This is a genomic window from Kocuria sp. U4B (assembly GCF_054875615.1).
The window spans coordinates 1,558,354-1,582,766 of record NZ_CM142180.1; the positions used below are offsets into that span (position 1 = coordinate 1,558,354).

The 24,413-nt window shown below is 73.2% G+C and carries 22 protein-coding genes, 1 pseudogene and 1 riboswitch; of the genes and pseudogenes, 12 read left to right on the forward strand and 11 right to left on the reverse strand.

Annotation, left to right across the window (positions count from 1 at the left end; translation table 11 throughout):
* Positions 1 to 177 precede the first annotated feature (177 nt).
* Genes ACYSMR_RS07395 through ACYSMR_RS07405 form a run of 3 tightly spaced genes read right to left on the reverse strand, consistent with a single transcriptional unit; the run spans position 178 to position 2,827 of the window.
* On the reverse strand, positions 178 to 1,368 hold the full coding sequence (locus ACYSMR_RS07395; protein WP_461747813.1) for an acetyl-CoA C-acetyltransferase: 1,191 nt from the start codon (positions 1,366 to 1,368) through the stop codon (positions 178 to 180).
* Complete coding sequence (locus tag ACYSMR_RS07400) at positions 1,365 to 2,087, reverse strand: CoA transferase subunit B (protein WP_309125700.1); 723 nt, start codon at positions 2,085 to 2,087, stop codon at positions 1,365 to 1,367. The genes ACYSMR_RS07395 and ACYSMR_RS07400 overlap by 4 nt, the downstream gene beginning before the upstream one ends.
* Positions 2,084 to 2,827: a CoA transferase subunit A gene (locus tag ACYSMR_RS07405; protein ID WP_251331810.1), complete on the reverse strand. Its 744-nt coding sequence runs from the start codon at positions 2,825 to 2,827 to the stop codon at positions 2,084 to 2,086. The genes ACYSMR_RS07400 and ACYSMR_RS07405 overlap by 4 nt, the downstream gene beginning before the upstream one ends.
* A 144-nt stretch (positions 2,828 to 2,971) precedes the next feature.
* Here ACYSMR_RS07405 and ACYSMR_RS07410 point away from each other — a divergent pair, with 144 nt between their 5' ends.
* Entirely contained in the window at positions 2,972 to 3,760 is a 789-nt protein-coding gene (locus tag ACYSMR_RS07410) for an IclR family transcriptional regulator (protein WP_309125699.1), read from the forward strand.
* 22 nt (positions 3,761 to 3,782) lie between these two features.
* Here ACYSMR_RS07410 and ACYSMR_RS07415 read toward each other — a convergent pair whose 3' ends face one another.
* Positions 3,783 to 4,538, reverse strand: coding sequence for a 3-hydroxybutyrate dehydrogenase (locus ACYSMR_RS07415; RefSeq protein WP_251331812.1), 756 nt, complete (start codon positions 4,536 to 4,538; stop codon positions 3,783 to 3,785).
* Between the two features lie 193 nt (positions 4,539 to 4,731).
* Positions 4,732 to 4,836, forward strand: a riboswitch (SAM riboswitch).
* 12 nt (positions 4,837 to 4,848) lie between these two features.
* Here ACYSMR_RS07415 and ACYSMR_RS07420 point away from each other — a divergent pair.
* From ACYSMR_RS07420 to ACYSMR_RS07435, 4 genes and pseudogenes are all read left to right on the forward strand, one after another.
* Positions 4,849 to 6,066, forward strand: a complete 1,218-nt coding sequence (locus ACYSMR_RS07420; protein WP_461747814.1) for a cobalamin-independent methionine synthase II family protein — start codon at positions 4,849 to 4,851, stop codon at positions 6,064 to 6,066.
* Between the two features lie 47 nt (positions 6,067 to 6,113).
* A complete protein-coding gene (locus ACYSMR_RS07425; protein ID WP_461748010.1) occupies positions 6,114 to 7,325 on the forward strand; it encodes a cobalamin-independent methionine synthase II family protein in 1,212 nt (403 codons plus the stop codon).
* A gap of 244 nt (positions 7,326 to 7,569) precedes the next feature.
* Positions 7,570 to 9,035: pseudogene (locus ACYSMR_RS07430) on the forward strand (MFS transporter).
* Between the two features lie 101 nt (positions 9,036 to 9,136).
* Positions 9,137 to 10,543, forward strand: coding sequence for an FAD-binding oxidoreductase (locus ACYSMR_RS07435; protein WP_461747815.1), 1,407 nt, complete (start codon positions 9,137 to 9,139; stop codon positions 10,541 to 10,543).
* Between the two features lie 18 nt (positions 10,544 to 10,561).
* On the opposite strand, the gene ACYSMR_RS07440 is transcribed toward ACYSMR_RS07435, so the two are convergent.
* Positions 10,562 to 11,035, reverse strand: coding sequence for an Lrp/AsnC family transcriptional regulator (locus ACYSMR_RS07440; RefSeq protein WP_374238449.1), 474 nt, complete (start codon positions 11,033 to 11,035; stop codon positions 10,562 to 10,564).
* A gap of 262 nt (positions 11,036 to 11,297) precedes the next feature.
* Between ACYSMR_RS07440 and ACYSMR_RS07445 the strand changes: the two genes are divergently transcribed.
* Complete coding sequence (locus tag ACYSMR_RS07445) at positions 11,298 to 13,010, forward strand: thiamine pyrophosphate-binding protein (protein ID WP_461747816.1); 1,713 nt, start codon at positions 11,298 to 11,300, stop codon at positions 13,008 to 13,010.
* A gap of 51 nt (positions 13,011 to 13,061) precedes the next feature.
* On the opposite strand, the gene ACYSMR_RS07450 is transcribed toward ACYSMR_RS07445, so the two are convergent.
* Together ACYSMR_RS07450 and ACYSMR_RS07455 are read right to left on the reverse strand one after the other, a co-directional pair.
* On the reverse strand, positions 13,062 to 13,481 hold the full coding sequence (locus ACYSMR_RS07450; RefSeq protein WP_461747817.1) for a hypothetical protein: 420 nt from the start codon (positions 13,479 to 13,481) through the stop codon (positions 13,062 to 13,064).
* A gap of 43 nt (positions 13,482 to 13,524) precedes the next feature.
* Positions 13,525 to 13,932: a DUF1622 domain-containing protein gene (locus ACYSMR_RS07455; RefSeq protein ID WP_461747818.1), complete on the reverse strand. Its 408-nt coding sequence runs from the start codon at positions 13,930 to 13,932 to the stop codon at positions 13,525 to 13,527.
* A gap of 209 nt (positions 13,933 to 14,141) precedes the next feature.
* On the opposite strand from ACYSMR_RS07455, the gene ACYSMR_RS07460 reads away from it, so the two are divergent.
* From ACYSMR_RS07460 to ACYSMR_RS07475, 4 genes are read left to right on the forward strand one after another with little or no spacing between them, the layout of a single operon-like run.
* Positions 14,142 to 15,350 carry a thiolase family protein gene (locus tag ACYSMR_RS07460; protein WP_309126459.1) on the forward strand — a complete coding sequence of 403 codons (1,209 nt, stop codon included), beginning with the start codon at positions 14,142 to 14,144 and terminating at the stop codon, positions 15,348 to 15,350.
* Positions 15,350 to 16,195: an enoyl-CoA hydratase/isomerase family protein gene (locus ACYSMR_RS07465; protein WP_461747819.1), complete on the forward strand. Its 846-nt coding sequence runs from the start codon at positions 15,350 to 15,352 to the stop codon at positions 16,193 to 16,195. Before ACYSMR_RS07460 ends, ACYSMR_RS07465 begins: the two co-directional genes overlap by 1 nt.
* Before the next feature lie 6 nt (positions 16,196 to 16,201).
* The gene (locus ACYSMR_RS07470) at positions 16,202 to 17,071 is read left to right on the forward strand and encodes a 3-hydroxyacyl-CoA dehydrogenase family protein (RefSeq protein WP_461747820.1); all 870 of its coding nucleotides are present in this window, start codon (positions 16,202 to 16,204) and stop codon (positions 17,069 to 17,071) included.
* 42 nt (positions 17,072 to 17,113) lie between these two features.
* Complete coding sequence (locus ACYSMR_RS07475) at positions 17,114 to 17,857, forward strand: tyrosine-protein phosphatase (protein ID WP_461747821.1); 744 nt, start codon at positions 17,114 to 17,116, stop codon at positions 17,855 to 17,857.
* Here ACYSMR_RS07475 and ACYSMR_RS07480 read toward each other — a convergent pair.
* On the reverse strand, positions 17,835 to 18,251 hold the full coding sequence (locus ACYSMR_RS07480; RefSeq protein WP_251331823.1) for a PaaI family thioesterase: 417 nt from the start codon (positions 18,249 to 18,251) through the stop codon (positions 17,835 to 17,837). The two genes, ACYSMR_RS07475 and ACYSMR_RS07480, sit on opposite strands and share 23 nt — an antisense overlap.
* Before the next feature lie 189 nt (positions 18,252 to 18,440).
* Between ACYSMR_RS07480 and paaZ the strand changes: the two genes are divergently transcribed.
* Complete coding sequence (gene paaZ / locus ACYSMR_RS07485) at positions 18,441 to 20,531, forward strand: phenylacetic acid degradation bifunctional protein PaaZ (protein WP_461747822.1); 2,091 nt, start codon at positions 18,441 to 18,443, stop codon at positions 20,529 to 20,531.
* Positions 20,532 to 20,660: 129 nt separating this feature from the next.
* Here the strand turns inward: paaZ and ACYSMR_RS07490 are convergent, their stop codons facing one another.
* The 3 genes from ACYSMR_RS07490 to ACYSMR_RS07500 all read right to left on the reverse strand — a co-directional run bounded on the left by ACYSMR_RS07490 (position 20,661) and on the right by ACYSMR_RS07500 (position 23,191).
* Entirely contained in the window at positions 20,661 to 21,284 is a 624-nt protein-coding gene (locus tag ACYSMR_RS07490) for a TetR/AcrR family transcriptional regulator (RefSeq protein WP_309126082.1), read from the reverse strand.
* Positions 21,285 to 21,387: 103 nt separating this feature from the next.
* Positions 21,388 to 22,731, reverse strand: a complete 1,344-nt coding sequence (locus tag ACYSMR_RS07495; RefSeq protein ID WP_461747823.1) for a phenylacetate--CoA ligase family protein — start codon at positions 22,729 to 22,731, stop codon at positions 21,388 to 21,390.
* Position 22,732: 1 nt separating this feature from the next.
* Positions 22,733 to 23,191 carry a hotdog fold thioesterase gene (locus tag ACYSMR_RS07500; RefSeq protein WP_461747824.1) on the reverse strand — a complete coding sequence of 153 codons (459 nt, stop codon included), beginning with the start codon at positions 23,189 to 23,191 and terminating at the stop codon, positions 22,733 to 22,735.
* Positions 23,192 to 23,392: 201 nt separating this feature from the next.
* On the opposite strand from ACYSMR_RS07500, the gene paaA reads away from it, so the two are divergent.
* Positions 23,393 to 24,409 carry a 1,2-phenylacetyl-CoA epoxidase subunit PaaA gene (paaA, locus tag ACYSMR_RS07505; RefSeq protein ID WP_461747825.1) on the forward strand — a complete coding sequence of 339 codons (1,017 nt, stop codon included), beginning with the start codon at positions 23,393 to 23,395 and terminating at the stop codon, positions 24,407 to 24,409.
* Positions 24,410 to 24,413: the final 4 nt, after the last annotated feature.

Genomic DNA, 24,413 nt, shown 5'->3' on the forward strand with positions numbered 1-24,413 from the left:
GCGCCACTGCTGACGGTGCCGGGGACGGGCGCTCAGGCGGCGGACCGGGGCCGTGGCGGCGCACTCCCGAGGCGCCCGGCCGCCGTGCCCACAGACAGCACAGCCGGACGCCGCCCGGGCCACCACAAGGAGTCGTGGTGGCCCGGGCCGCGTGGGGACCGGCCCGCGCCGAAGGGGTCAGTCGCGGTAGAGCAGCAGCGCCTCCCCCTGCCCGCCGCCGCCGCACAGGGACACCGCGGCCTTGCCCGTGCCGCGGCGGGCCAGCTCGAACGCCGCGTGCAGCGCCAGCCGGGCCCCGGAGGCCCCGATCGGGTGGCCCAGCGCCACGGCGCCGCCGTGGATGTTCGCCCTCTCCAGCGGGTAGTCGAGGTCGCGCAGCGACTGGATGAGCACGGACGCGAACGCCTCGTTGATCTCGATGAAGTCGAGGTCCTGCACGGACCACCCCGCCTTGGCCACGGCGGCCTCGATCGCCCGGGACGGCTGGGAGTGCAGGGAGGTGTCCGGACCGGCCACCTGCCCCGGAGCACCGACCACGGCCAGGTACTCGAGGCCGTGGCGCTCGGCGTAGTCGCGGGTGGTCAGCACGACCGCGGCCGCCCCGTCCGTCAGCGGGGAGGAGTTGCCGGCGGTGATGGTGCCGTTCTTGTCGAACGCCGGGCGCAGGCCCGCCATGGACTCCGCGGTGGCGCCGGGTCGCACGCCCTGGTCGGTCGCGACGACGAGCGGGTCGCCCTTGCGCTGCGGGACCTCCACGGGGGCGATCTCCTGCTCGAAGACGCCCTGCTCGGTGGCCCGGGCGGCACGCTGGTGGCTCTGGGCCGCCACCTCGTCCTGTTCCTCGCGGGGGATCCCCCGTTCGGCGTTGCCGGACTCGGTGAGCGAGCCCATGGACACGCGCGCGGCCACGTCCACCAGCCCGTCCTTGGCCACGGCGTCCTCGAGGGTGAGGTCCCCGTAGGACTTGCCCTGGCGCACGCCCACGGCCAGGTGCGGGGCGTTGGTCATGGACTCCTGACCGCCGGCGACGACGATCTCGGCCTCGCCGCCGCGGATCAGGCGGGCGCCGTGGGTGACGGCCACGAGCCCGGACAGGCAGACCTTGTTGACGGTCTCGGCGGGCACGCTCAGCGGGATGCCGGCGGCCACGGCCGCCTGGCGCGCGGGGTTCTGCCCGGCTCCGGCCTGCAGGACGTGACCCATGACGACGTAGTCGACCTGGTCGGGAGAGACGCCGGAGCGCTCGAGCGCGGCCCGGATGGCGTGGGCGCCCAGCTCGGCCGCGCTGAAGGAGGCGAGCTGGCCCAGGATCTTGCCCTGGGGCGTGCGGGCGCCGGACAGGATGACGACGTCGGTGGCGGTGCTCATCGGTTCTCCTCGGCGGGAACGGGCTCGGCGGGAACGGGCTCGGGGCTGGTGGCCCCGGTGGGCACGGACTCGGGCGTGACGTCCTGCAGGTCGGTGCGGAAGGGCGCCTCGGTCTTCTCGCGCACCTCCTCCTCGGTGATGCCGGGGGCGAGACTGCGCAGCACGAGCCCGTCCTCCTCGACGTCGAAGACGCACAGGTCCGTGACGATGCGGTCGACGACGCCCACGCCGGTGAGCGGGAGGTCGCACTCGGTCCTGATCTTCGCGGCCCCGTCCTTGGCCACGTGGTCGGTCAGGACGATGACCCGCGGCGTGCCCGCCACGAGGTCCATGGCCCCGCCCATGCCCTTGACCATCTTGCCGGGGATCGTCCAGTTGGCGAGGTCCCCGGCGCCGGAGACCTGCATGGCGCCGAGGATGGCGACCTTCACGTGCCCGCCGCGGATCATCCCGAAGGACGTCGCGGAGTCGAAGATCGACGCCCCGGGCAGGAGCGTGATCGTCTGCTTGCCGGCGTTGATGAGGTCCGGGTCCTCGTCGCCCTCGTAGGGGAACGGGCCCATGCCCAGCACCCCGTTCTCCGACTGCAGCACCACGTCGACGCCCTCGGGCAGGTTGTTGGCCACGAGGGTGGGGATGCCGATGCCGAGGTTGACGTAGTCGCCGTCGGAGAGCTCGGCGGCGGCGATGGCCGCCATCTCGTCGCGGGTCCAGCTCATGCCTGGCCTCCGTTGCGCTGGTGGGACGCGGCGGCCGCCGCCGGGCGGGGACGGACCGTGCGCTGCTCGATGTCCTTGGGCGCGCCGCTGTACTGCACGACGTGCTGGACGTAGACGCCCGGGGTCACGATGTGGTCGGGGTGGAGCTCGCCGGCCTCCACGAGGTGCTCGACCTCGGCGAAGGTGACCCTCCCCGCCGTCGCGACGACGGGGTTGAAGTTGCGGGCGGTGTAGCGGTAGACGAGGTTGCCGTCGGTGTCGCCCGTCCAGGCGTGGACCAGGGCGACGTCGGCGACGATGCCCCGCTCCTGGACGTAGGTCTCGCCGTCGAACTCGGCGAGCGGCTTGCCCTCGGCCACGAGAGTGCCCACGCCGGTCCTCGTGTAGAACGCCGGGATGCCCGCGCCGCCGGCGCGCAGCCGCTCGGCGAGGGTGCCCTGGGGGTTGAACTCGACCTCGAGCTCGCCGTCCAGGTACTGCCGGGCGAAGAGCTTGTTCTCGCCCACGTAGGAGGCGAGCACCTTGCGCACCTGGCGGTTCTCGAGCAGCACGCCGAGGCCCTTCCCATCGACGCCCATGTTGTTGGAGACCACGGTGAGGTCCCTGACCCCCGACTCCCGCACCGCGTCGATGAGGTCCCGAGGGATCCCGCTGAGGCCGAAGCCGCCGACGGCCACCGTCATGCCGTCCCGGAGCGTCTCCGCCAGCAGCTCGGCGGCGTTGTTCCTGACCTTGGACACTCGCGTGCCTTTCTGCTCGATGGACTGTGACCCAAGACTCAATCTAGGAATCCACCACATACCGGTCAACCGCATCCGCACCGGTGCAGGGGAGGAGCTCACCATCCGGCCAAATCGGCGGAGGCTGTCCATATAGTGGAGTACATGACGGAGAAGGGCGCGGACCGGGACGCCGGCGGCGGGACCCAGGTGGTGCACCGGGTGGCCCGGCTGCTGCGGGCGGTGGCGGCGCGCGAGGAGGGCGGCACGGTGGCCGAGCTGGCGGCGGCCACGGGCCTGACCCGGCCCACCGTCCACCGCCTGCTCACGGGGCTGGCCGAGGAGGGCCTCGTCGACCGCCCCGGGGGCACGGGCGCCTGGCAGCTCGGCCCCGAGCTCTACGTGCTCGGCTCGGTCGCGGCCCACCGCTACCCGATCCGGGAGCTGGCCGGCCCGTCGCTGCGCCGGCTCGCCGAGGCCACGGGTGAGAGCGCGTTCCTGTCGGCCCGCCGCGGGCTGGAGACCGTGTGCCTGGCACGGGTGGAGGGCGCCTTCCCCATCCGTTCGCACGTCCTCTACGAGGGCCTGCGGCTGCCGCTCGGCGTGGCGTCGGCGGGCCTGGCGATCCTGGCGCACCTGCCCGACCCCGAGGTGGACCGGGTGCTGGAGGCCACGGCCGAGGCGCGGGCCGGGTGGGGGCCCCTGCACACCCGGGAGCGGATCCGGGAGCTGCTCGCGGACGTGCGCCGTCAGGGCTGCGCGGTGAACCCCGGCATGATCGTCGAGGGCAGCTGGGGCATGGCGGCGGCCGTCTTCGACGCGGCCGGGGCGCCGGTCTACGCGCTGAGCCTCACCGGGATCGAGACCCGCTTCGCCGGGGAGCGCCGCCAGCTGCTGGGACGGGCCCTGCTCGCGGAGGCCCACCGGCTCTCGCGCGAGCTGGGCCACCGCTGAGCGGGGCGCGGACCGGGGCGGCTCAGCGCGCCGTCCAGCCGCCGTCCATCGAGTAGGAGGCGCCGGTGACCATGCTCGCGTGCGGTCCGGCCAGCCATGCCACCAGGCTGCCCACGTCCTCGGGCTCCACGAGCTTCTTGACCGGGGTCTCGCCCAGCATGATCCGCTCGACGACCTCGGACTCGGGGATCCCGTGCACCTTCGCCTGGTCGGCGACCTGCTTCTCGACGAGCGGGGTGCGGACGTAGCCGGGATTGATGCAGTTGCTGGTCACCCCGTGCGCCGCGCCCTCGAGCGCGACGGTCTTGGACAGGCCCTCGAGCCCGTGCTTCGCCGAGACGTAGGCGCTCTTGTAGGGCGAGGCGCGCAGGCCGTGGACGGAGGAGATGTTGACGACGCGGCCCCACCCCTGCTCGTACATGTGCGGCAGGGCGGCCCGGACCAGCAGGAAGGGGCTCTCGAGCATCAGCACGAGGATGCGGTGGAAGTCCGCGGGGTCGAACTCGTGCAGCGGAGCGACCTTCTGGATCCCGGCGTTGTTGACGAGCACGTCCACCTCGAGGCTCAGCCGCGCGAGCGCGGCGGTGTCGAGCAGGTCGACGGCCCACGCGCGCCCGCCGAGCTCGCCGGCGACGCGCTGCGCTCCGGTCTCGTCGACGTCGGCCACCACCACGTGCGCGCCGGAGCCCGCCAGGGCCCGGGCGGCGGCGAGACCGATGCCGCTGGCGCCGCCGGTCACGAGCGCGGTGCGCCCCTCGAGGTCGTTCTGCTGGGACATGGTGTCCTCTCCTCCGCCGCTGGCCCGGTCTTGATGTGCTGACGGGAATCCGAGCCCTGGTCACCGCCACGGTATGTGATCGGCGCCACGAAGGCGAGGAGGCTTCCGACCCGTTGTGTGACGCCATGTGTCGTCGCGTCGTCACGAAGGCGCCGAATGGCGCAACATGCGCGCGTGCGATTGGATGACAGGGTCACCATCCAGAGCGGCCGAGAGATCTGGCTCGACGACGCCGCAGCAACCCGGGCGGACGGACCCCGTCCTCGCCCCCCGGTGCTACCGCCAGGACCGATGGAAAGGACGTAGCCCCTTGCTGCGCAGCGCCGACCGCATCCTCACCACCCACGCCGGGTCCCTCCCCCGCACCCCCGAGCTGCTCGCGGCCAACGAGGCCCGCACCTCGGGCGCGGCGAGCCCCCAGGAGTTCGACGCCCTGCTGCGCGAGGCCGTGGTCGACGTCGTGCGCCGCCAGCGCGAGGCGGGCATCGACATCGTCAACGACGGCGAGTACGGCCACGCCATGACGCACTCCGTGGACTACGGCGCGTGGTGGACGTACTCCTTCGACCGCACGGGCGGGCTGTCGATCGTCGACGACAACGAGGCCGACGTCCCCAAGCGCTCCACCCCGGGCAGCGTGGTGCTCACGAGCTTCCTGGACCGGCGGGACTTCGCCACGTTCCACGACGCGTACACGGATCCCTCCTCCGGCATCCACCTGGCCGACCCGGACCTGCCGCCGCCCGTCTTCCCGGCGGCGACCGGCCCGCTCTCCTACACCGGCCAGGCCGCGGTGGCCTCCGACGTCGCCAGCCTCACCGCCGCCCTGGAGGAGACCGGCGCGGCCGAGGGCTTCGTCGCCGCCCTCTCCCCCGGCTCCGCTGCCCGCATCGGCAACCACCACTACGGCAGCGAGGAGGAGTTCCTCTACGCCTGGGCGGACGTGCTGCGCGAGGAGTACACCGCGATCCTCGACGCCGGCCTGGTGCTGCAGATCGACGACCCCTCGATCGCCGAGTCCTGGGACCAGGTCAACCCCGAGCCGGCCGTCGAGGACTACCAGCGGTTCATCCGGATCCGCGTCGAGGCCCTCAACCACGCCCTGCGCGGTCTGCCCCAGGACCGGATCCGCTTCCACCTGTGCTGGGGCTCGTGGCACGGGCCCCACACCACGGACCTCGAGTTCAAGCACCTCGTGGACCTGCTGCTGTCGATCGACGCGGGCGGCTACTCCTTCGAGGGCGCCAACGCCCGCCACGAGCACGAGTGGAAGGTCTGGCAGGACCACCGGCTGCCCGAGGGCAAGGTGATCATCCCGGGCGTCGTCTCCCACGCCACCAACGTGGTGGAGCACCCCGAGCTCGTGGCCGACCGGATCGAGCGCTACGCGCGGCTCGTGGGCCGCGAGAACGTCCTGGCCTCGACCGACTGCGGCCTCGGCGGGCGCGTGCACCCGCAGATCGCCTGGGCGAAGCTCGAGACGCTCGCCCGCGGCGCCGAGCTCGCCTCGCGCCGGCTCTGGGCCTGAGCGGCCCCCCGACCATCCGCCCCACCCCAGGAGGACCGTCCTTGACCATGCAGAACACCGACCGCGTCCGGACCACGCACGTGGGCTCACTGCCCCGCACCCCGCGGCTGCTCGAGGCCAACCAGCACTACGCCGACGGCACCCTCGCGTGGGAGCAGCTCGTGGCCGAGCTGGAGACCGGCGTCGTCGACGTCGTGCGCAAGCAGCGCGAGATCGGCGTCGACGTGGTCAACGACGGCGAGTACGGGCACACCATGTCCAGCGCCGTGGACTACGGCGCCTGGTGGAACTACTCGTTCTCCCGCCTGGGCGGGCTCACCCCCACGGACGAGGACCGGTGGGCGTCCACCGCGCGGCGCCGCTCCTCGCCCGGCAACGTGGTGCTCACGAGCTTCCCGGACCGCCGGGACCGTGAGCGCTTCCGGGAGGCCTACGAGGACCCGGCGTCGGGCATCCTCACCGGCCGGGCCTCGACCAAGCAGCCCAAGATCACCGGGCCGCTCAGCTACACCGGCCACGAGGCCGTGGCCTCGGACATCCGCAGCCTCCGGGCCGCCATGGAGGCGACCGGCGCGCAGACCGGGTTCATCGCCGCCCTCTCCCCCGGCTCCGCCGCCCGCGTGACCAACGAGTACTACCCGACCGACGAGGAGCTCGTCTACGCGTGCGCCGACGCGATGCGCGAGGAGTACCTGGCGATCACGCAGGCCGGGCTGATCGTGCAGATCGACGACCCCTCCATCGCCGAGTCCTGGGACCAGGTCAACCCCGAGCCCACGGTCGAGGACTACCTGCGGTTCACGCAGCTGCGCGTCGAGGCCCTCAACCACGCGCTGCGCGGGATCCCCGAGGAGCAGGTGCGCTTCCACCTGTGCTGGGGCTCGTGGCACGGCCCGCACACCACGGACCTCGAGCTGAAGTACATCGTGGACCAGATGCTGAGCATCAACGCCGGCGGCTACACCTTCGAGGGCGCCTCCGCCCGCCACGCCCACGAGTGGAAGGTCTGGCGGGACCACGCGCTGCCCGAGGGGCGCGTGATCATCCCCGGGGTGGTCTCCCACTCGACGAACGTGGTGGAGCACCCCGAGCTGGTGGCCGACCGGATCGAGCAGTTCGCCTCCGTCGTGGGCCGGGAGAACGTCGTGGCCTCCACCGACTGCGGCCTCGGCGGGCGCCTGCACCCGCAGATCGCCTGGGCCAAGCTCGGCTCCCTCGCCGAGGGCGCGCGCCTGGCCTCGGAGCGGCTCTTCGGCTGAGCCGTCACCCCCGCCCGTGCGGCCCCGGTCCCTCCGCGGAAGGACCGGGGCCGCACGCGTCGGCGCCGGGGCCCCTCCGGCGGGAGGCGGGCCACGTCACACTGCCGGCATCTCGTTCGGCCACATGGCGCCGGGGTGACAGGGATCACTTCGACCCGTAGGATCACCGTGCATACCGAACGTTCGGTTATCAGCTGCTCGGTTCCCGAGGACGCCGCCGTCCCCGACCCCACTGGAGTTTCCCATGGCCCATTCTTCCTCCGCCCCGGCCCGGCGGCACGAGATGACCCGCGAGGAGCGCAAGGTCCTCGCGGGCACGCTCGTGGGCACCACCATCGAGTGGTACGACTTCTTCATCTACGCCCAGGCGGCGGGGTTCGTCCTGGCCGCCCAGTTCTTCAATCCCCTCGGGCAGGACAACGCCGGGCTGGCCCAGGTGGTGGCCTGGGCCTCGCTGGGCATCAGCTTCCTCTTCCGCCCCTCGGGGCGGTGGTGGCCGGTCACCTCGGCGACAAGTTCGGCCGCAAGATGGTCCTGGTCCTCACCCTCGTGGGCATGGGCGCGGCGACGATGCTGATCGGGCTGCTGCCGACCTACGCCACGATCGGGGTCTGGGCCCCGGTCCTGCTCGTCGTGCTGCGGATCATGCAGGGCTTCTCCGCCGGCGGGGAGTGGGGCGGGGCGGCCCTGATGGCCGTCGAGCACGCCCCCCGCCACAAGCGCGGGCTGTTCGGCGCCTACCCGCAGATCGGGGTGCCCCTGGGCATGCTCCTGGCCACCGGGTTCATGTTCGCCCTGACCTCCGCGCTGAGCCCGGAGCAGTTCGAGGCCTGGGGCTGGCGCATCCCGTTCCTGTCCTCGGTGGTGCTCATCGTGGTCGGCTACCTCATCCGCAAGACCGTCGACGAGTCCCCGGTGTTCCAGCAGATGCAGCTGCGCAAGAAGGAGTCCTCCGCGCCGCTGGGCCAGCTGGTCCGGCACCACAAGAAGGAGGTCACCCTCGCGGCGCTGATCTTCGCCGCGAACAACGCCGCCGGCTACCTGGTCATCGCCTTCTTCGCCTCCTACGGCGCCAAGGCCCTGGGCATGGACCGCTCCGCGACCCTGATCGCCTCCCTCATCGGCGGCCTCGGGTGGCTGGTCTTCACGATGCTCGGCGGGGCGATGTCCGACACCGTCGGGCGGGTGCGCACCTTCCAGATCGGCTACGCGATCATCATCGTGTGGGCGATCCCGATGTGGTGGCTGCTCGACACCGCCTCGCTGCCGCTGTTCGCCGCCGCCATCGTGGTCCTCACCATCGGGCTGGGCCCGTCCTACGGCCCGCAGTCGGCGCTGTACGCGGAGATGTTCCCGGCCCGGGTGCGCTATTCCGGGGTCTCGATCGGCTACGCGTTCGGCTCCATCATCGGCGGGGCCTTCGCCCCGATGATCGCCCAGCTGCTGCTCAACGAGACCGGGATGTCCTGGACCATCGGCGCCTACATCTCCGCCCTGGCCCTGGTGTCCTTCATCGCCGTGTCCCTGGTCCCGACCTCCCTCCAGGGCACCGACCTGCACGTGGCCGACGGGCACCAGGACCACGCCGCCCACCCCGAAGCCACCGAGGCCGCCGGGGCCGCCGAGGCCACCGGGGCCGCCGAGGCCGCCGGGGCCGCCGGGGCCGCCGGGGCCGCCGGGGCCACCGGGGCCGCCGAGAAGCGCAACTGAGCGCCGACCCTGCCGGCGCAGCCGTCGGCCGCCACCCCGCGCGGGTGCCGGCCGACGGCTGCGCCGTGCGCACCCACGGCCCGGAGGAACGGAAAGACCCCATGCGCGAGCACGACCACGACACCCCGATGGAGACCACCCGGACCCCGCCCCTAAACCCGGCAGCCCTCGACGACCTCAGGGGCGCGCTCGGTGACGCGCTGAGCGTGGCGCCCGCGGTGCTCGAGGAGCACAGCCGCGACGCCTCCCGGGCGGAGCCCGCCGGGGCCCCGGTCGCCGTGGTCCGGGCCCGATCGGCCGCGGACGTGCAGGCCGCCCTGCGCTGGGCCACCGCCCACCGGGTGCCCGTGTCCGTCCGCGGGGCCGGCACGGGCGTCAGCGGCGGGGCGCTGGCCTACGCCGGGGGCCTGGTCCTCTCCCTGCGCGCCATGGACCGGCTCCTCGAGGTCGACCCGGCAAACCGGACGGCCGAGGTGGAGCCGGGGGTCGTCGTCGAGCGGCTGGACCGGGCGGCGGCCGAGCACGGGCTGATGTACGCCCCGGACCCGGTGAGCTACCAGAGCGCCACCATCGGCGGCACCGTGGCCACCAACGCCGGAGGGCTGCGGTGCCTGGCCCACGGCGTCACCCGGGACGCCGTCGCCGGGCTGGAGGTGGTCCTGGCGGACGGCCGGATCGTCCGCACCGGCTCACGGACCCGCAAGAACAGCACCGGCTACGACCTCACCGGCCTGTTCATCGGCTCCGAGGGCACCCTCGGGGTGATCACCAAGGTCATCGTCCGCCTCGAGCCCCGGGCGGCCGGGGACCCGGTCACCTTCCAGGCGCAGTTCCGCTCCATGGGCGACGCCGGGGCCGCGGTGGCGGCGGTCATGGCCTCCCCGACCACCCCCGAGATCCTGGAGCTGATGGACCGTAACTGCATCGACCTCGTCCGGCGGCACTTCCCCTCCGCCGCGGTGACCACGGGCGAGGCCCTGCTCGTGGGCCAGACCGTGGGCCCCGACGCCCGGCGGGAGGCCGAGACCGTGCTGGCCGCCTGCCGCGGTGCCGGCGCCCTGGTGACCGAGGCGGGCGACGACGACGAGCTGCTGCGCACCCGGCGCATGGTGAACCCGGCGCTCAACGCCGCGGGCCTGGCCCTGTCCTGCGACGTGGCCGTCCCGCCGGGCCGGCTGGCGGAGATGTTCGGGCGGATCAACGAGATCGCGGCCCGCACCGGCGTCCAGGTCAACACCTGCGCCCACGCCGGGGACGGCAACCTGCACCCCGCCGTGCTGGCCCCCGGGAACTCCCCGGAGGAGGTCGCCGCGGCGGAGCGCGTGCTCACCCTCATCACGGAAGCCGCCCTGGAGCTGGACGGGGTGATCTCCGGGGAGCATGGCATCGGCTCGCTGAAGACGGGGATGCTCGCCCGGCAGTTCGATCCGGACACCCTGGCGCTGCAGCGCGAGCTGAAGGCCTTCTTCGACCCCGCCGGCATCCTCAGCCCCGGCCGCGCCGTCTGAGCCCCGGGACGCCGGGAGCTACGCGTCCCCGGCGGCGCGCCGCAGCAGCTCCGTCAGCCGCAGCGGCATCACCTCGAGCAGGGAGATCGAGGTGTTCGTCCGCAGCACGCCGGGGATCTCCAGCATCCGGCTCGTGACGCGGTGGAGGTCGGCCGTGTCCTGCGCCACGACCCGGACCAGCAGGTCCGCGTTGCCGGTGGTGGCGTGGATCTCGATGATCTCCGGGATGGACCGCAGCCCGTCCAGCGCCTCGTCGCCCGCTCCCTGGCGGATGGACAGCTCCACGAAGGCGGCCAGGTCGTAGCCCAGGGCGCGGGGGTCCACCCGGCGGCTGAAGGGCCGCAGGACCTCCCCGTCCGCGAGACGGCGCAGACGGGCGTGCACGGTGTTGCGCGCGACGCCGAGCGTCTGCGCCAGGGCCAGGACGGTGGCCGAGGGATCGCGGTCCAGGGCGAGGATGATGCGGGCGTCCAGGGAGTCGATCCGGTGCATACCGGGCATTGTGGCACGCCGTCCCGGACCCCGGCCGCCGGTGCCGCCCCGCGAGCAGCGGACCGCCCCTGTCCCCCGCCGGAGACAGGCCCCCTGGGCATTCTGCGCTCTGACGAGTTCCTCACTGAGCACCTGTCGCATTCTCCGGAGCACATCTGGCGCAGGTGCGCAGCGCTCCGACACGATCAGGACACGGCCGGACCGCACGGCACCGGCCCTCCGGACGCACCACCGGCCCGATCCCGTCGGAAGGACCACCGCCTTGAGCACCCAGCTCCCCACCACGAGCGTTCCCGCCGCTCCCACCGTCACCCCGACCACCGCCCCGACCGTCTCGACGGCGGTGGCGGAGGTGATCGCCGCGCGCACCGACCACCTGTTCGGGCTGATGGGCAACGGCAACGCGCACCTGATCAGCTTCCTCACCTCCGCCGGGTTCGGCTTCACCTCGGCCCGGCACGAGGCCGCCACCGTGGCCATGGCCGACGCCTACCACCGGGCCACCGGGCGCGTCGGGGCGGCCACGACCACCTACGGGGCCGGGTTCACCAACACCTGCACCGCCCTGGCCGAGGCCCGTCTCGCCCGCATCCCCCTGGTGCTCGTCGTGGGCGACGCCCCCACCACGGGCCGGCGCCCCTTCGACGTCGACCAGACCGCCGCCGCCGCCGCCGTCGGGGTCACCACCCTGGTGGCGAGCCCGGACAACGCCGCGGCGATGACCCACCGCGCCTTCGACCTGGCCGTGCGCACGGTGCAGCCGGTGGTCCTGGCGATCCCCTACGACCACGCCACCGCCGCGCTCACCGCACCGGTGGAACTGGAGCCGCTGCCGGCCAAGCCCACCTTCACCGCCCCGCCCGAGGAGCTGGACCGGGTGGCCGGCCTTCTCCGGCAGGCCGAGCGGCCGCTGATCCTGGGCGGGCGCGGGGTGCTGCTGGCCGACGCCGCCGCCGCGCTCAAGGAGCTCGGGGACCGGCTCGGGGCGCTGTTCATGACCTCGGTGATGGCCACCAACCTCTTCGACAGCCCCTGGGACCTGGGCGTGGCCGGGGGCTTCACCCGCGACCACCGCCTGGCCCTGGCCCGGACCGCCGACGTGGTGCTGGTGGCCGGGGCGAGCCTCAACGCCTTCCAGTCCCGCTACGGCACCCTCTTCGCCGAGGGCACCCGCGTGATCCGCCTCGACAACGAACCCGCCGAGGCGATGGCCCACCCGGCCGTCACCGACTACGTGCGGGCGGACCTGGCCCCCTTCCTGGAAGCCCTCACCGGACGGGTCCCCGTGGTGGAGGAGGCCCGCACCTGGCGGGCGGCCGCCCCCGAGGTCGCCGGGGCCGAGTTCCGCTCGGCGGCCCCGATCGAGGACCCTGCCGAGTTCGGCGCGGACGGCCGGCTCAACCCGAGGGCCGTGGTCGCGGCCCTGGAGCACATCCTGCCCGCCGAGCGGTCGGTGGTGATGGACGGGGGCCACTTCATCGGCTGGGCCCCGATGTACCTCTCCGCCCCCGACCCGCAGGCCATGGTCCTGGTGGGCACCGCCTTCCAGTCCATCGGCCTGGGCTTCGGCTCCGCGGCCGGGGTCTCCGTGGCCCGCCCGGAGCGCACCACCGTGTTCGTCACCGGGGACGGGGGCGGGCTCATGGGGCTGGCGGACTTCGAGACGTTCCTGCGCGCCACCGCCCGCGGGGTGGTGGTGGTGCTCAACGACTCCGCCTACGGCGCCGAGCTGCACCAGTACGCCTCCCAGGGCCTGGACCCCACCGCCATGCTCATCGACGAGGTCGACTTCGCCGCGATCGGCCGGGCGCTGGGCGCGGCCGGGGCCAAGGCCACCGCCCTGGCCGACCTCACCGTCCTGGAGGACTGGCTGGCGACCCACGACGAGGGCGTGTTCGTCCTGGACGTGGCCATCTCCCAGAAGGTCGTCGCCGAGTTCATGACGGCCTCCCTCACCGCCGGCAGGAGGCTGTGACCCGGTCCGCCGTGGCTCCGCGGCCCGCCGCCGGAGGGCCGGTCCAGTGCGTCACGGATGCGGCAGGCACCCGTAGCTGTTGCGGTAGGTCCTGCCGGGCCGGGGACGGGTGAACTTCAGGGCCGACCAGATGGCGTCCACGCTCACGGTGGTGCTCTCCACGAGCCCGTGGCTGTAGCCGATGCGGATGACCTCCGGGAGCGCCAGATCCGTGCCCAGCCGACCGCCCTTGGGCCAGGAGACCCAGAGCATGCCGCGGGGCGCCAGGTGCGACGCGCACGCCGGGAACAGCTCGTCGAGCTCGGTCCGCGCCGTCGCGAACAGGTGCAGGTAGTCGAACTCGCCCACGAGCTCCGGGGAGACGTCGAGGGGCGGGAGCTCCAGCGCCGCCGGCGCCGGGGCGGGGAGGTGCCCGAGGAAGGCCCGTGAGCCCTCCCGGACACCCATCTTCTGCGCGACGGACCGTGGCATCACGACCTCCTGCGTCGGGAAGGGGTGCTGTGCGGGCGGCGGATCAGGCGGAGCCGTCCCGGACGGCGGGGGCGACGCCCGGCCCCGCTGCCGGCTCGGCCGCCTCCGCCGCCTTCTGCCACGGCCACCGGCCGGTGATCTCCAGCTCGAGCGACCAGCTGAGGAACGTCCGGATGAGCACGATCAGCGCCAGCACCCCCACTGACTCGAAGGTGGGCGTGACGGCGACCGTGCGGATGATGTCCGCGGCCACGAGCAGCTCCAGGCCGAGCAGGATGGAGTGGCCCAGCCGGCGGCGGTACGTCTCGTAGGTGTCGTGGCCGGGGCGGTCCCGGCGCAGCAGGGCGTAGGCGGCGAGCAGGGTCGCCACCACCGCCCCGACCACGATGGCGACGACCCCTGCGGCGTCGACGGCCTCTCCGACGATCTCCATGGTCTCCTGGAACGACATGCGCACCTCCGGGTGTCCCGGCGGCGGGCGCCGGATCGACTGCGATCAGGACGCCAGGATCTCACGGGACGGGGCGCCGCCCGGCCGCGGCGGCGGGCGCCTGTTGACCCGGCGGGCGGCGGCGTGGGATTGTTTGATGAACGAACGGTCGGTAATTGTTGGGCGCCGTCGTCCGCGCCCGCCCATCCCGTCGCGACAGGAGCTCACCCATGTCCTCTACTCCTCAGGCGTTCCTCGTCGGTGGTGCCCGCACCCCGGTGGGCAGGTACGGCGGCGCCCTGGCGGGCGTGCGCCCGGACGACCTGGCCGCCCTGGTGGTCAAGCACGCGGTGACCGACGCCGGGATCGACCCCCACGACGTCGACGAGGTGATCCTGGGCAACGCCAACGGCGCCGGCGAGGAGAACCGCAACGTGGCGCGCATGGCGTGGCTGCTGGCCGGGTTCCCCGACACGGTCCCCGGGATCACGGTCAACCGCCTGTGCGCCTCGAGCCTGTCGGCGATCATCACCGCCTCCCACATGGTCAAGGCCGGGGCCGCCGACCTCGTCGTCGCCGGCGGCGTCGAGTCGATGTCCCGCGCCCCGTGGGTGATGGAGAAGCCGGCCACGGCGTACGCGAAGCCCGGGGAGGTCTTCGACACCTCGATCGGCTGGCGGTTCACCAATCCGAAGTTCACGCAGATCGACAAGCTGACCTACTCGATGCCCGAGACCGCCGAGGAGCTCGCCGCCGTCGACGGCATCACGCGGGAGGACGCCGACGCGTTCGCGGTCGCCTCCCACGAGCGCGCCATCGCCGCGATCGACGCGGGCCGCTTCGCCGGCGAGATCGTGCCCGTGACCGTCCGGGGCCGCAAGGGCGCGGAGACGGTCGTCGACACCGACGAGGGCCCCCGCCCGGGCACGACCGCGGAGGTGCTCGCCAGGCTCCGCCCGGTGGTGAGGACCGACGGGATCGTCACCGCCGGCAACTCCTCCTCCCTCAACGACGGCGCCTCGGCGCTCCTGGTCGCCTCCGAGCGGGCCGTGGAGAAGTACGGCCTGGCCGCCCGGGCGCGGATCGTCGACGGCGCCTCGGCCGGTGTGCCCCCGCACATCATGGGCATCGGCCCGGTCCCGGCCACCCACAAGGTGCTCGAGCGCACCGGGTGGAGCATCGACGACCTCGGGGCCGTCGAGCTCAACGAGGCCTTCGCGACCCAGTCCCTGGCCTGCATCCGCCGCCTCGGGCTCGACCCGGGGACCGTCAACAACGACGGCGGGGCCATCGCCCTCGGCCACGCCCTGGGCTCCTCCGGGGCGCGGATCACCATCACCCTGCTGGGCCGGATGGAGCGCGAGGGCGCCGGACGCGGCCTGGCCACGATGTGCGTGGGCGTCGGCCAGGGCACCGCGCTGCTCCTGGAGAAGATCTGATGACGGCCCTCACCGGCGACTTCACGGCGCTGCGCCTCGAGGAGCGGGAGGACCGGCTGCACGTGGTCCTGGACCGCCCGGCCGTGCGCAACGCGATCGACGCGACCATGGTGGGCGAGCTGCACACGGTCTGCGCCCACCTGGAGCGCACGCCCAAGATCCTCATCCTCTCCGGCACCGAGGCCGGCGGCCGGGGGATCTTCGCCTCCGGCGCGGACATCGCCCAGCTGCGCGAGCGGCGCCGCGACGACGCGCTGGCCGGGATCAACTCGCAGGTCTTCGACCGGATCCACAAGCTGCCCATGCCCGTGATCGCCGCGATCGACGGCTACGCCCTGGGCGGGGGCGCGGAGCTGGCCTACGCGGCCGACTTCCGCATCGCCACCCCGCACCTGAAGCTCGGCCAGCCCGAGACCGGCCTGGGCATCATCGCCGCCGCGGGCGGGCTGTGGCGGCTCAAGGAGCTCGTCGGCGAGCCGGTCGCCCTGGACATCCTGCTGGCGGGCCGGATCCTCGACGCGGACGAGGCCCTGGCCCTGCACCTGGTCACCGAGCTGCACGAGCCGGCCGAGCTCGTGCCCGCCGCGCACGCGCTGGCCGACCGGATCGCCGCCCAGGACCCGCTGGCCGTGCGGATCTCCAAGCGGGTCTTCGCCGCGCCGCCGAGCGCCCACCCGCACATCGACGAGCTGGCCCAGGCCGTGCTCTTCGAGTCCCCGGCCAAGTTCGACCGGATGCAGGCGTTCCTGGACCGCAGGGAGGCCCGCAGGAGCACGGCCAGGCAGAGCCCGACGCAGCAGACGCAGCAGACGAAGCAGACGAAGCAGACGAAGCAGACGAAGTAGGAGCACATGAGCGAGAAGCACGCACTGGCCGTCCCCGCCGCCGTCGGCGTCCTGGGCGGAGGCCGCATGGGCGCGGGCATCGCCCACGCCTTCCTGATCGCCGGGGCGCAGGTCACGGTCGTGGAGCGCGACGGGCAGGCCGCGGAGGCCGCGCGGGAGCGGATCGAGCGGAACCTGGCGAAGTCCCTGGAGCGCGGCACCGTGGAGGCCGCCTTCGAGGAGCTGACCGAGCGCCTCACGGTCGGCCTGGACCACGCCGACCTCGCACCGGCCGAGCTCGTCGTCGAGGCCGTGCCGGAGGTGTGGGACCTGAAGGTCTCCGCCCTGCAGGAGGTCGAGCGCCACCTCGCGGAGACCGCGTGGCTGGCCACCAACACGTCGTCGCTGTCGGTGGACGGTCTGGCCGAGCAGCTGGCCCGCCCGGAGCGGTTCTGCGGTCTGCACTTCTTCAACCCGGTGCCGGCCTCGACGCTCGTGGAGGTCGTGCTCTCGGAGCACACCGGCGAGGAGCTGCGGGCGCTGTCCGTGCAGTGGGTGAAGGGGCTGGGCAAGACCCCGGTGGTGGTCCACGACGCCCCCGGCTTCGCCTCGTCGCGGCTGGGCGTGGCGATCGCCCTGGAGGCCATCCGCATGGTCGAGGAGGGCGTGGCCTCCCCGGAGGACATCGACAACGCCATGGTGCTCGGCTACCGGTTCCCGGTGGGCCCGCTCGCGCTGACGGACATCGTGGGCCTGGACGTGCGCCTGGGCATCGCCGAGTACCTGGAGTCCACGCTCGGGGAGCGCTTCGCACCCCCGCAGCTCATGCGGGACATGGTCGCCCGGGGCGAACTGGGCCGCAAGACCGGCAAGGGCTTCTTCAACTACGACCGGTAGCGGCGTCCCGGCGTCGTCCCCGGGAGGCCGTACGGTGGGGGCATGGACTCGACGCCTGGGACCGCGGTGGGCTGGGACGGGGCGATCAACGCCCGGCGCCTGGCCGGGGACGTCTACCGGATGGGGCGCGCCGAGCGGCTGACGCCCGCGGGCTGGCGCGCCGCCGCGGCGGACGGCGTGCGCACGGTGGTGGACCTGCGCAACGCCGGCGAGCGCCACCGCCGGCCCACCGACCCCGTGGACGAGCCCGCGGCGCGGGCGGGCATCACCGTGCTGCACCGCCCCACGGAGGACCCGGCCCACCCGGAGTTCGCCCTCGTGGGCACGCCGTACCTCAACCACCCGCGGGGCTACCCCGACTACCTGCGGCTGTTCCCCGGGCCGATCGCGCAGGCCGTGCGCGCGGTCGCCACCGCCGACGGGGCGGTGGTGGTCCACTGCTCGGCGGGACGGGACCGGACCGGGGTGCTCGCGCTGCTCCTGCTGCGGCTCGCCGGCGCGGGCACGGCCCGGATTGTCGCGGAGGACGAGGCCGCCGCCCGCGGGATCAACGAGTGGCACCGCGTCTCGCCCGTGCCGCACCCGGTCGAGCGCCACCACCCGGAGGAGGAGCTGGCCGCGCTGCTGGCCGGGCGCAGGGCGGCCCTCGAGGAGCTCAGCGCCAAGCTCGACGCCGAGGCGTACCTGCGGGACGCCGGCCTCACCGGCGAGGAGCTCGCGGCGCTGCGCCGCCGGCTCGGGGGGACGGACCGGCTCGGGGGGCTCAGCCGGCCGGCCGGTCCTTGAGGAAGTTCGTGATCCGCACGGTGCACAGCCGGGAGCCGTCCTCGTGCTCGATGACCACCTCGTGGCAGGTGAGCGAGCGGCCCAGCTGAAGGGCGGTGGCCGTCGCGGTCACGGTGCCCGAGCGCGAGGAGCGGTGGTGGGTCGCGTTGACGTCCACGCCCACGGCGACCTTGCCCATCGTGGACGCGTGGATGACGGCCGCCCAGGAGCCCACCGCCTCGCCGAGGGCGACCATCGCGCCGCCGTGCAGCAGGCCCAGCGACTGCCGGTTGCCCTCCACGGGCATCGTGGCGACCACGCGCTGCGCCGACTCCTCCAGGACGGTCACGCCCATCTTCTCGTCCAGCTCCCCCAGCACGATGCGCCAGGGCTCGTGGGGTCCGTTCCGGGTCATGGCTCTCCTCGGTGGGCTCGGCCGGGGCCGGGTCCACCCGGCGGTCCGGGACCGGCCCGGAAAGCTCCCCCGGACGGTGGCCCCTGGGTGTGACGTACGTTATCGTGGTCATAATACCGAACGATCGGTCAGGATGCCGGGAGGGGCCTCGCCCCGCCCGTGCGCACCCGAGGGAAAGGACCACGCACCGTGGCAGCACAGACCCAGACCATCCTCCCCAGCTACCTCTGCGGGCAGTGGTGGACGCCGGAGCACCCGCAGAAGGTCGTGGACGTCACCGACGCCTCGACCGGCGAGGTCGTGGCGCGCGTGTCGACCGACGGCATCGACATCGCCTCCGCCGTCGAGTACGGGCGGACCGCGGGCCAGCGCTCCCTCGGGGAGCTCACCCTCCACGAGCGCGCGCTCAAGCTCAAGGAGCTCGCCCAGTACCTCACGGAGCGCAAGCAGGAGCTCTACGACATCTCCTACTCGACCGGGGCCACCCTCCGGGACCACTTCGTGGACGTCGACGGCGGCATCGGCACCCTCTTCACGTTCTCCTCGAAGGGCCGGCGCGAGCTGCCCAACGCCAACGTCATCGTGGACGGGGCCGTGGAGCCGCTCTCGCGGGACGGCTCGTTCCTGGGCGAGCACATCTACTCCCGGATGCCCGGCGTCGCCGTGCAGATCAACGCGTTCAACTTCCCGGTGTGGGGCTTCCTCGAGAAGTTCAGCCCGGCCTTCCTCGCCGGCATGCCGACCATCGTGAAGCCCGCGACGCCCACCGGCTACGTGACCGAGGCCTGCGTGCGGCTGATGGTCGCGTCCGGCATCCTGCCCGAGGGCTCCCTGCAGCTGGTCTCCGGCTCGGCGCGGGACCTCGTGGACCACCTCGACTACCGCGACCACGTGGCGTTCACCGGCTCCGCCGGCACCGCCCGGTCGTTGCGCGAGCACGACAACGTCGTCAACGGCGGGGTCCGCTTCACCGCCGAGACGGACTCCCTCAACGCCGCGATCCTGGCTCCCGACGCGACCCCGGAGACCCCGGAGTTCGAGGCGTTCGTGAAGTCCGTGTTCGTCGAGATCACGGCCAAGGCCGGGCAGAAGTGCACCGCGATCCGCCGCGTGATCGTGCCGCAGGAGCGCGTGGAGGACGTGGTGGCCGCGGTCGCCGAGCGCGTGCAGCAGCGGGTGGTGGTCGGCGACCCCCGCACCGAGGGCGTCACCATGGGCGCGCTCGCCTCCAAGGAGCAGCAGCGCGAGGTCCGCAGGGCCGTCGAGCGCCTCGTCGCCGCGGGCGGCACGGTCCGCCTCGGCGGCCCCGACGCCCCCGTGGACGGGGTCGACGCCGAGACCGGGGCCTTCTTCCCCGTGACCGTCCTGTCCTTCGACGACCCCGAGACCCCCGAGGTGCACTTCGTCGAGGCCTTCGGGCCCGTGACCTCGGTGATCGGCTACACCGACGTCGACGACGCCGTGCGGCTGGCGGCACTGGGCGGCGGGTCGCTGGTGGCCACCGTGTGCACGAACGACGGACCGACCGCCGCCCGCTTCGCCGCCGGCATCGGCTCCCACCACGGCCGCGTGCACTTCCTCAACCGCCAGGACGCGAAGACGACCACCGGCCACGGCTCGCCCGTGCCGCACCTGGTGCACGGCGGCCCCGGGCGCGCCGGCGGCGGGGAGGAGCTGGGCGGGGTGCGGGGCGTCAAGCACTACATGCAGCGCACGGCGATCCAGGGCTCGCCCGACATCCTCACGGCCGTCACGGGAGTGTGGCACCGGGGCGCCGCGGCGAACACCGTGACCCGGGAGGACGTGGAGAGGGGCACGGGTGAGCACCCGTTCCGCAAGTCGCTGGAAAGCCTGCGGATCGGCGACCAGTTCGCCTCCGAGCTGCGCACCGTGACCCTGGAGGACATCACCGACTTCGCCGAGCGGACCGGCGACAGGTTCTACGCCCACACGGACGAGGAGGCCGCCACCGCCAACCCGTTCTTCCCGCGCCGGGTCGCCCACGGCTACCTGCTCGTGTCCTGGGCCGCCGGACTGTTCGTGGAGCCGGCACCGGGGCCCGTGCTCGCCAACTACGGGCTGGAGAACCTGCGGTTCCTCACCCCGGTGACCTACGACGACGCCGTGCGGGTGACCCTGACCGCCAAGCAGATCACCCCGCGCGTCACCGACGAGTACGGCGAGGTCCGCTGGGACGCGATCCTGCACAACCAGCACGACGAGATCGTGGCGACCTACGACGTGCTGACCCTGGTCGCGAAGACCTGGCCCGCCGCCTGACCCCTCCGGCCCTCGCGCCGAGCCCCCGAAAGCAACGCGATCCCCCACGCCACGGCGTGGGGGATCGCGGGCATTCTGGGGGCTCGGCGGACAGTCCGCACCAGCCCGCGGGGGCTCGGCGGCAGCGGGTCAGGGGGCGCGCAGGCCCGAGAACGCGAGGGTGACCACGGCGTCGGCCAGCGCGTCCGTGGACCTGCCCCCTTCGGGCTTGTACCAGTCCACGATCGAGTTGATCATGCCCAGCAGCAGGCGCGACGCGGAGCGGCCGGTGAGGTCGGCGCGCAGGGCGCCCTCCTGCTGGGCCTGCTCGATCAGCGCCGCGACCTGCCGGGTGATGGTGCGGCGCCGCTCGAGCGCCCGCGTCTCGACCTCCGAGTTGCCCCGCAGCCGCAGCAGCAGGGTCACGTAGGGCATCTGCTCGACCAGCACGCGCACGGTCCCCCGGATCACGTGCTCGAGGCGCTCGACCGCCGGCGCGGACATCTCCTCCCCGGACGCGATGACCTCCTCGAGGGCGTCCAGGGCACGGGCGAGCGCCTGCTCGAGGATCTGCTCCTTCGACTCCACGTGGTGGTAGATGGCCGACTTGGAGATCCCCAGGTGCTTGGAGAGGGTGCCCATCGACGTCGCGTCGTAGCCGTGGACGTTGAACACCTCCACGCACACGCTGAGCAGCGTCTCGCGGTCGTAGCCGGGCCGGCCGCGGCGCGGCGTCTCGGTGGCCGCGGCGGCGGGCGCCGGAGCGTGGGACATGGGGACCTCGATCTCGGGGCGGACACGGGAACAGCGATCTTACAACGCAGCACGTCCCCGGGCGGTCCCGGGGGCTGCGGCGGGCCGGCTCAGGCCCCGGGGATCACGACTTGTCCCGGAGGTCGTAGACGCGGCGGAGCTTGCCCGAGGAGCGGGCGAGCGTGCCCGGCTCGGCGATCCGGACGGCGGCGGAGGAGCCGATCTTCGTCTTGATGGCGTGCAGCAGCCTGCGGCCCCCGGCCTCGGCCGCCTCGACGGTGACCTCCTCGCGCCGCTCGATGTTGACGGTCATCTCGTCCATCCGGTTCGGGCGGGTGATCTCGAGGGTGAAGTGGGGGCTCAGCTCGGGGATCTCCAGGGCGAGCTCCTCGATCTGGGACGGGAAGAGGTTCACCCCGCGCAGGATGATCATGTCGTCCGAGCGGCCCGTGATCCGGCCCATCCGCCGGTGCCCGGGCCGGTCCGTGCCCGGGAGCAGGCGGGTGAGGTCGTGGGTGCGGTAGCGGATGATCGGCAGCGCCTCCTTGGTCAGCGCCGTGAACACGAGCTCGCCGGGCCGGCCCGTCTCGAGGACCTCGTCCGTGAAGGGGTCGACGATCTCGGGGCGGAAGTGGTCCTCCCAGATGTGGGAGCCGTCCTTGGACGCGGCGGACTCGCCGGCCACGCCGGGGCCCATGACCTCCGAGAGGCCGTAGATGTCGCACGCGTCGACCCCGAAGACGCTCTCGATCTCGCGGCGCATCTGCTCGGTCCACGGCTCCGCGCCGAGCACCGCCGTGCGCAGGGAGCTCTCGCGCGGGTCCAGGCCCAGCCGGCGGAAGCCGTCGGCGATGGTCAGCAGGTAGGTGGGCGTGGACAGGATGGCCTGGGGCTCGAAGTCCCGGATCATCTGGACCTGCTTCTCCGTCTGCCCGCCGGACATCGGGATGACCGCGCAGCCGAGCCGCTCGGCGCCGTAGTGCGCGCCGAGCCCGCCGGTGAACAGCCCGTAGCCGTAGGCGTTGTGCACCCTGTCCCCGGGACGCACCCCGGAGAGCCGGAGACAGCGGGCCACGAGAGCGGCCCAGGTCTGCAGGTCGTTCTCGGTGTAGGCGACCACGGTGGGCTGGCCGGTGGTGCCCGAGGAGGCGTGGATCCGGCGGACGTCGCTCATGGGCACGGCGAGGGACCTGAAGGGGTAGGCCCTGCGCAGGAACTCCTTGTCCGTGTACGGGAAGAGCCGCAGGTCCTCGAGCTCCTTGAGGTCGCCGGGGTGCACCCCGTGGCCGTCGAAGAGCTCCCGGTAGGCGGGGACGTTCTCGTAGGCGTGGTGCAGCGTCCACCGCAGCCGCTCGAACTGCAGGGACTCGATCCGGTCCCGGCTCATCGTCTCCTCGGGGTCGGGCTGCGACCGGTCGGCGGCGGGAGGCGAGGGAGCGTAGGGGTTCGGCACGGAGGTCACGGTCATGTCAGGCTTCCTCGGGCTGCTGGACGGGCTGCTGGGCGGACTGGAGCACGGGCTTGCGGGCGGGGTTCGGCACGGTGCGGCTGCGGCCGCGGAATTCGGCGACGGGCACCCCGTCGGCCAGCACCTGCACGTCGTAGACGCCGCTGCGGCCGGCCTGGGCCCGCACCGTCCCGACCGCCGTGAGGACCTGCCCGGAACGGGCCGAGGAGAGGAAGTTGATGTCGCCGCCGGAGGCCACCGTGATGGTCGCGCCATCCCCGGCCGGGTCGTTGCACGCGAGGGCGAAGCACGTGTCGGCGAACGCGAAGATCATCCCGCCGTGGGCGATGCCGAACCCGTTGAGCATCTCCTCCCGCAGGGTCATGCGGATCCGTGCGTGGCCGAACTCCGCCCGCTCCACCTCGATGCCCATCCACCGGGACGCGTGGTCCCCGGCGAGGATGGGATGGTCCTGCGGCATGTCGCCCTCCTCACATTTCACGACCGAATGTTCAGTAGACAATCCCACAACGCCGCCCGTGTCAACCCGCCCGGAGGTGACGATCGGGCCTGCCGGACGTGTTGACGGGGCCCGGCGGTGCTTATATTCTGAACGAACGGTCAGTTAGTCGCGGGGCGGCCACCCCCTCCGCGGCGCCATCACGTTCGGAAGAGGGACACCATGACGTCGCAGAACACCGGGCTCCACGCGGTGCCCGCCGCGGACGCGGCCGAGCAGGCCGAGCAGGAGCGCGCGGGGCAGGAGCACTTCGACCGCATCATCGCGCAGGACTCCCGGATCGAGCCGCGCGACTGGATGCCCGAGGCCTACCGCCGGACGCTCGTGCGGCAGATCTCGCAGCACGCGCACTCCGAGATCATCGGCATGCAGCCCGAGGGCAACTGGATCAGCCGCGCCCCCTCCCTCAAGCGCAAGGCCATCCTCATGGCCAAGGTGCAGGACGAGGCCGGCCACGGGCTCTACCTGTACTCCGCCGCCGAGACCCTGGGCACCCCCCGCTCGGAGCTCACCCAGCAGCTGCTGGACGGCCGGGCGAAGTACTCCTCGATCTTCAACTACCCCGCCCGCACCTGGGCCGACATGGGCGCCATCGGCTGGCTCGTGGACGGCGCCGCGATCGCCAACCAGGTGCCCCTGTGCCGCGCCTCCTACGGCCCCTACGGCCGGGCCATGGTGCGCATCTGCAAGGAGGAGTCCTTCCACCAGCGGCAGGGCTGGGAGATCCTCTACGAGCTCTCCCACGGCACCCCCGCGCAGAAGCAGATGGCCCAGGACGCCGTGGACCGCTTCTACGGCCCGGCCCTGCAGATGTTCGGCCCGCCCGACGACGACTCGCCCAACTCGAAGCAGTCGATGGCGTGGAACATCAAGCGCTTCTCCAACGACGAGCTGCGCCAGCGCTTCGTGGACATGATCGTCCCCCAGGCCGAGGCGCTGGGCCTGACCCTGCCGGACCCGGACCTGAAGTGGAACGAGGAGCGCGGCCACTACGACTACGGGCCGCTGGACTGGGACGAGTTCAAGGCCGTGATCTCCGGCAAGGGCCCGTGCAGCGTGCAGCGCATGCAGCGCCGCCGCCAGGCCCACGAGGACGGCACCTGGGTGCGCGAGGCCGCCGCCGCCTACGCCCGCAAGACCGCCGCGGAGCGCGCCTCCGCCGCCCTGATCGGAGCCTGAGGCC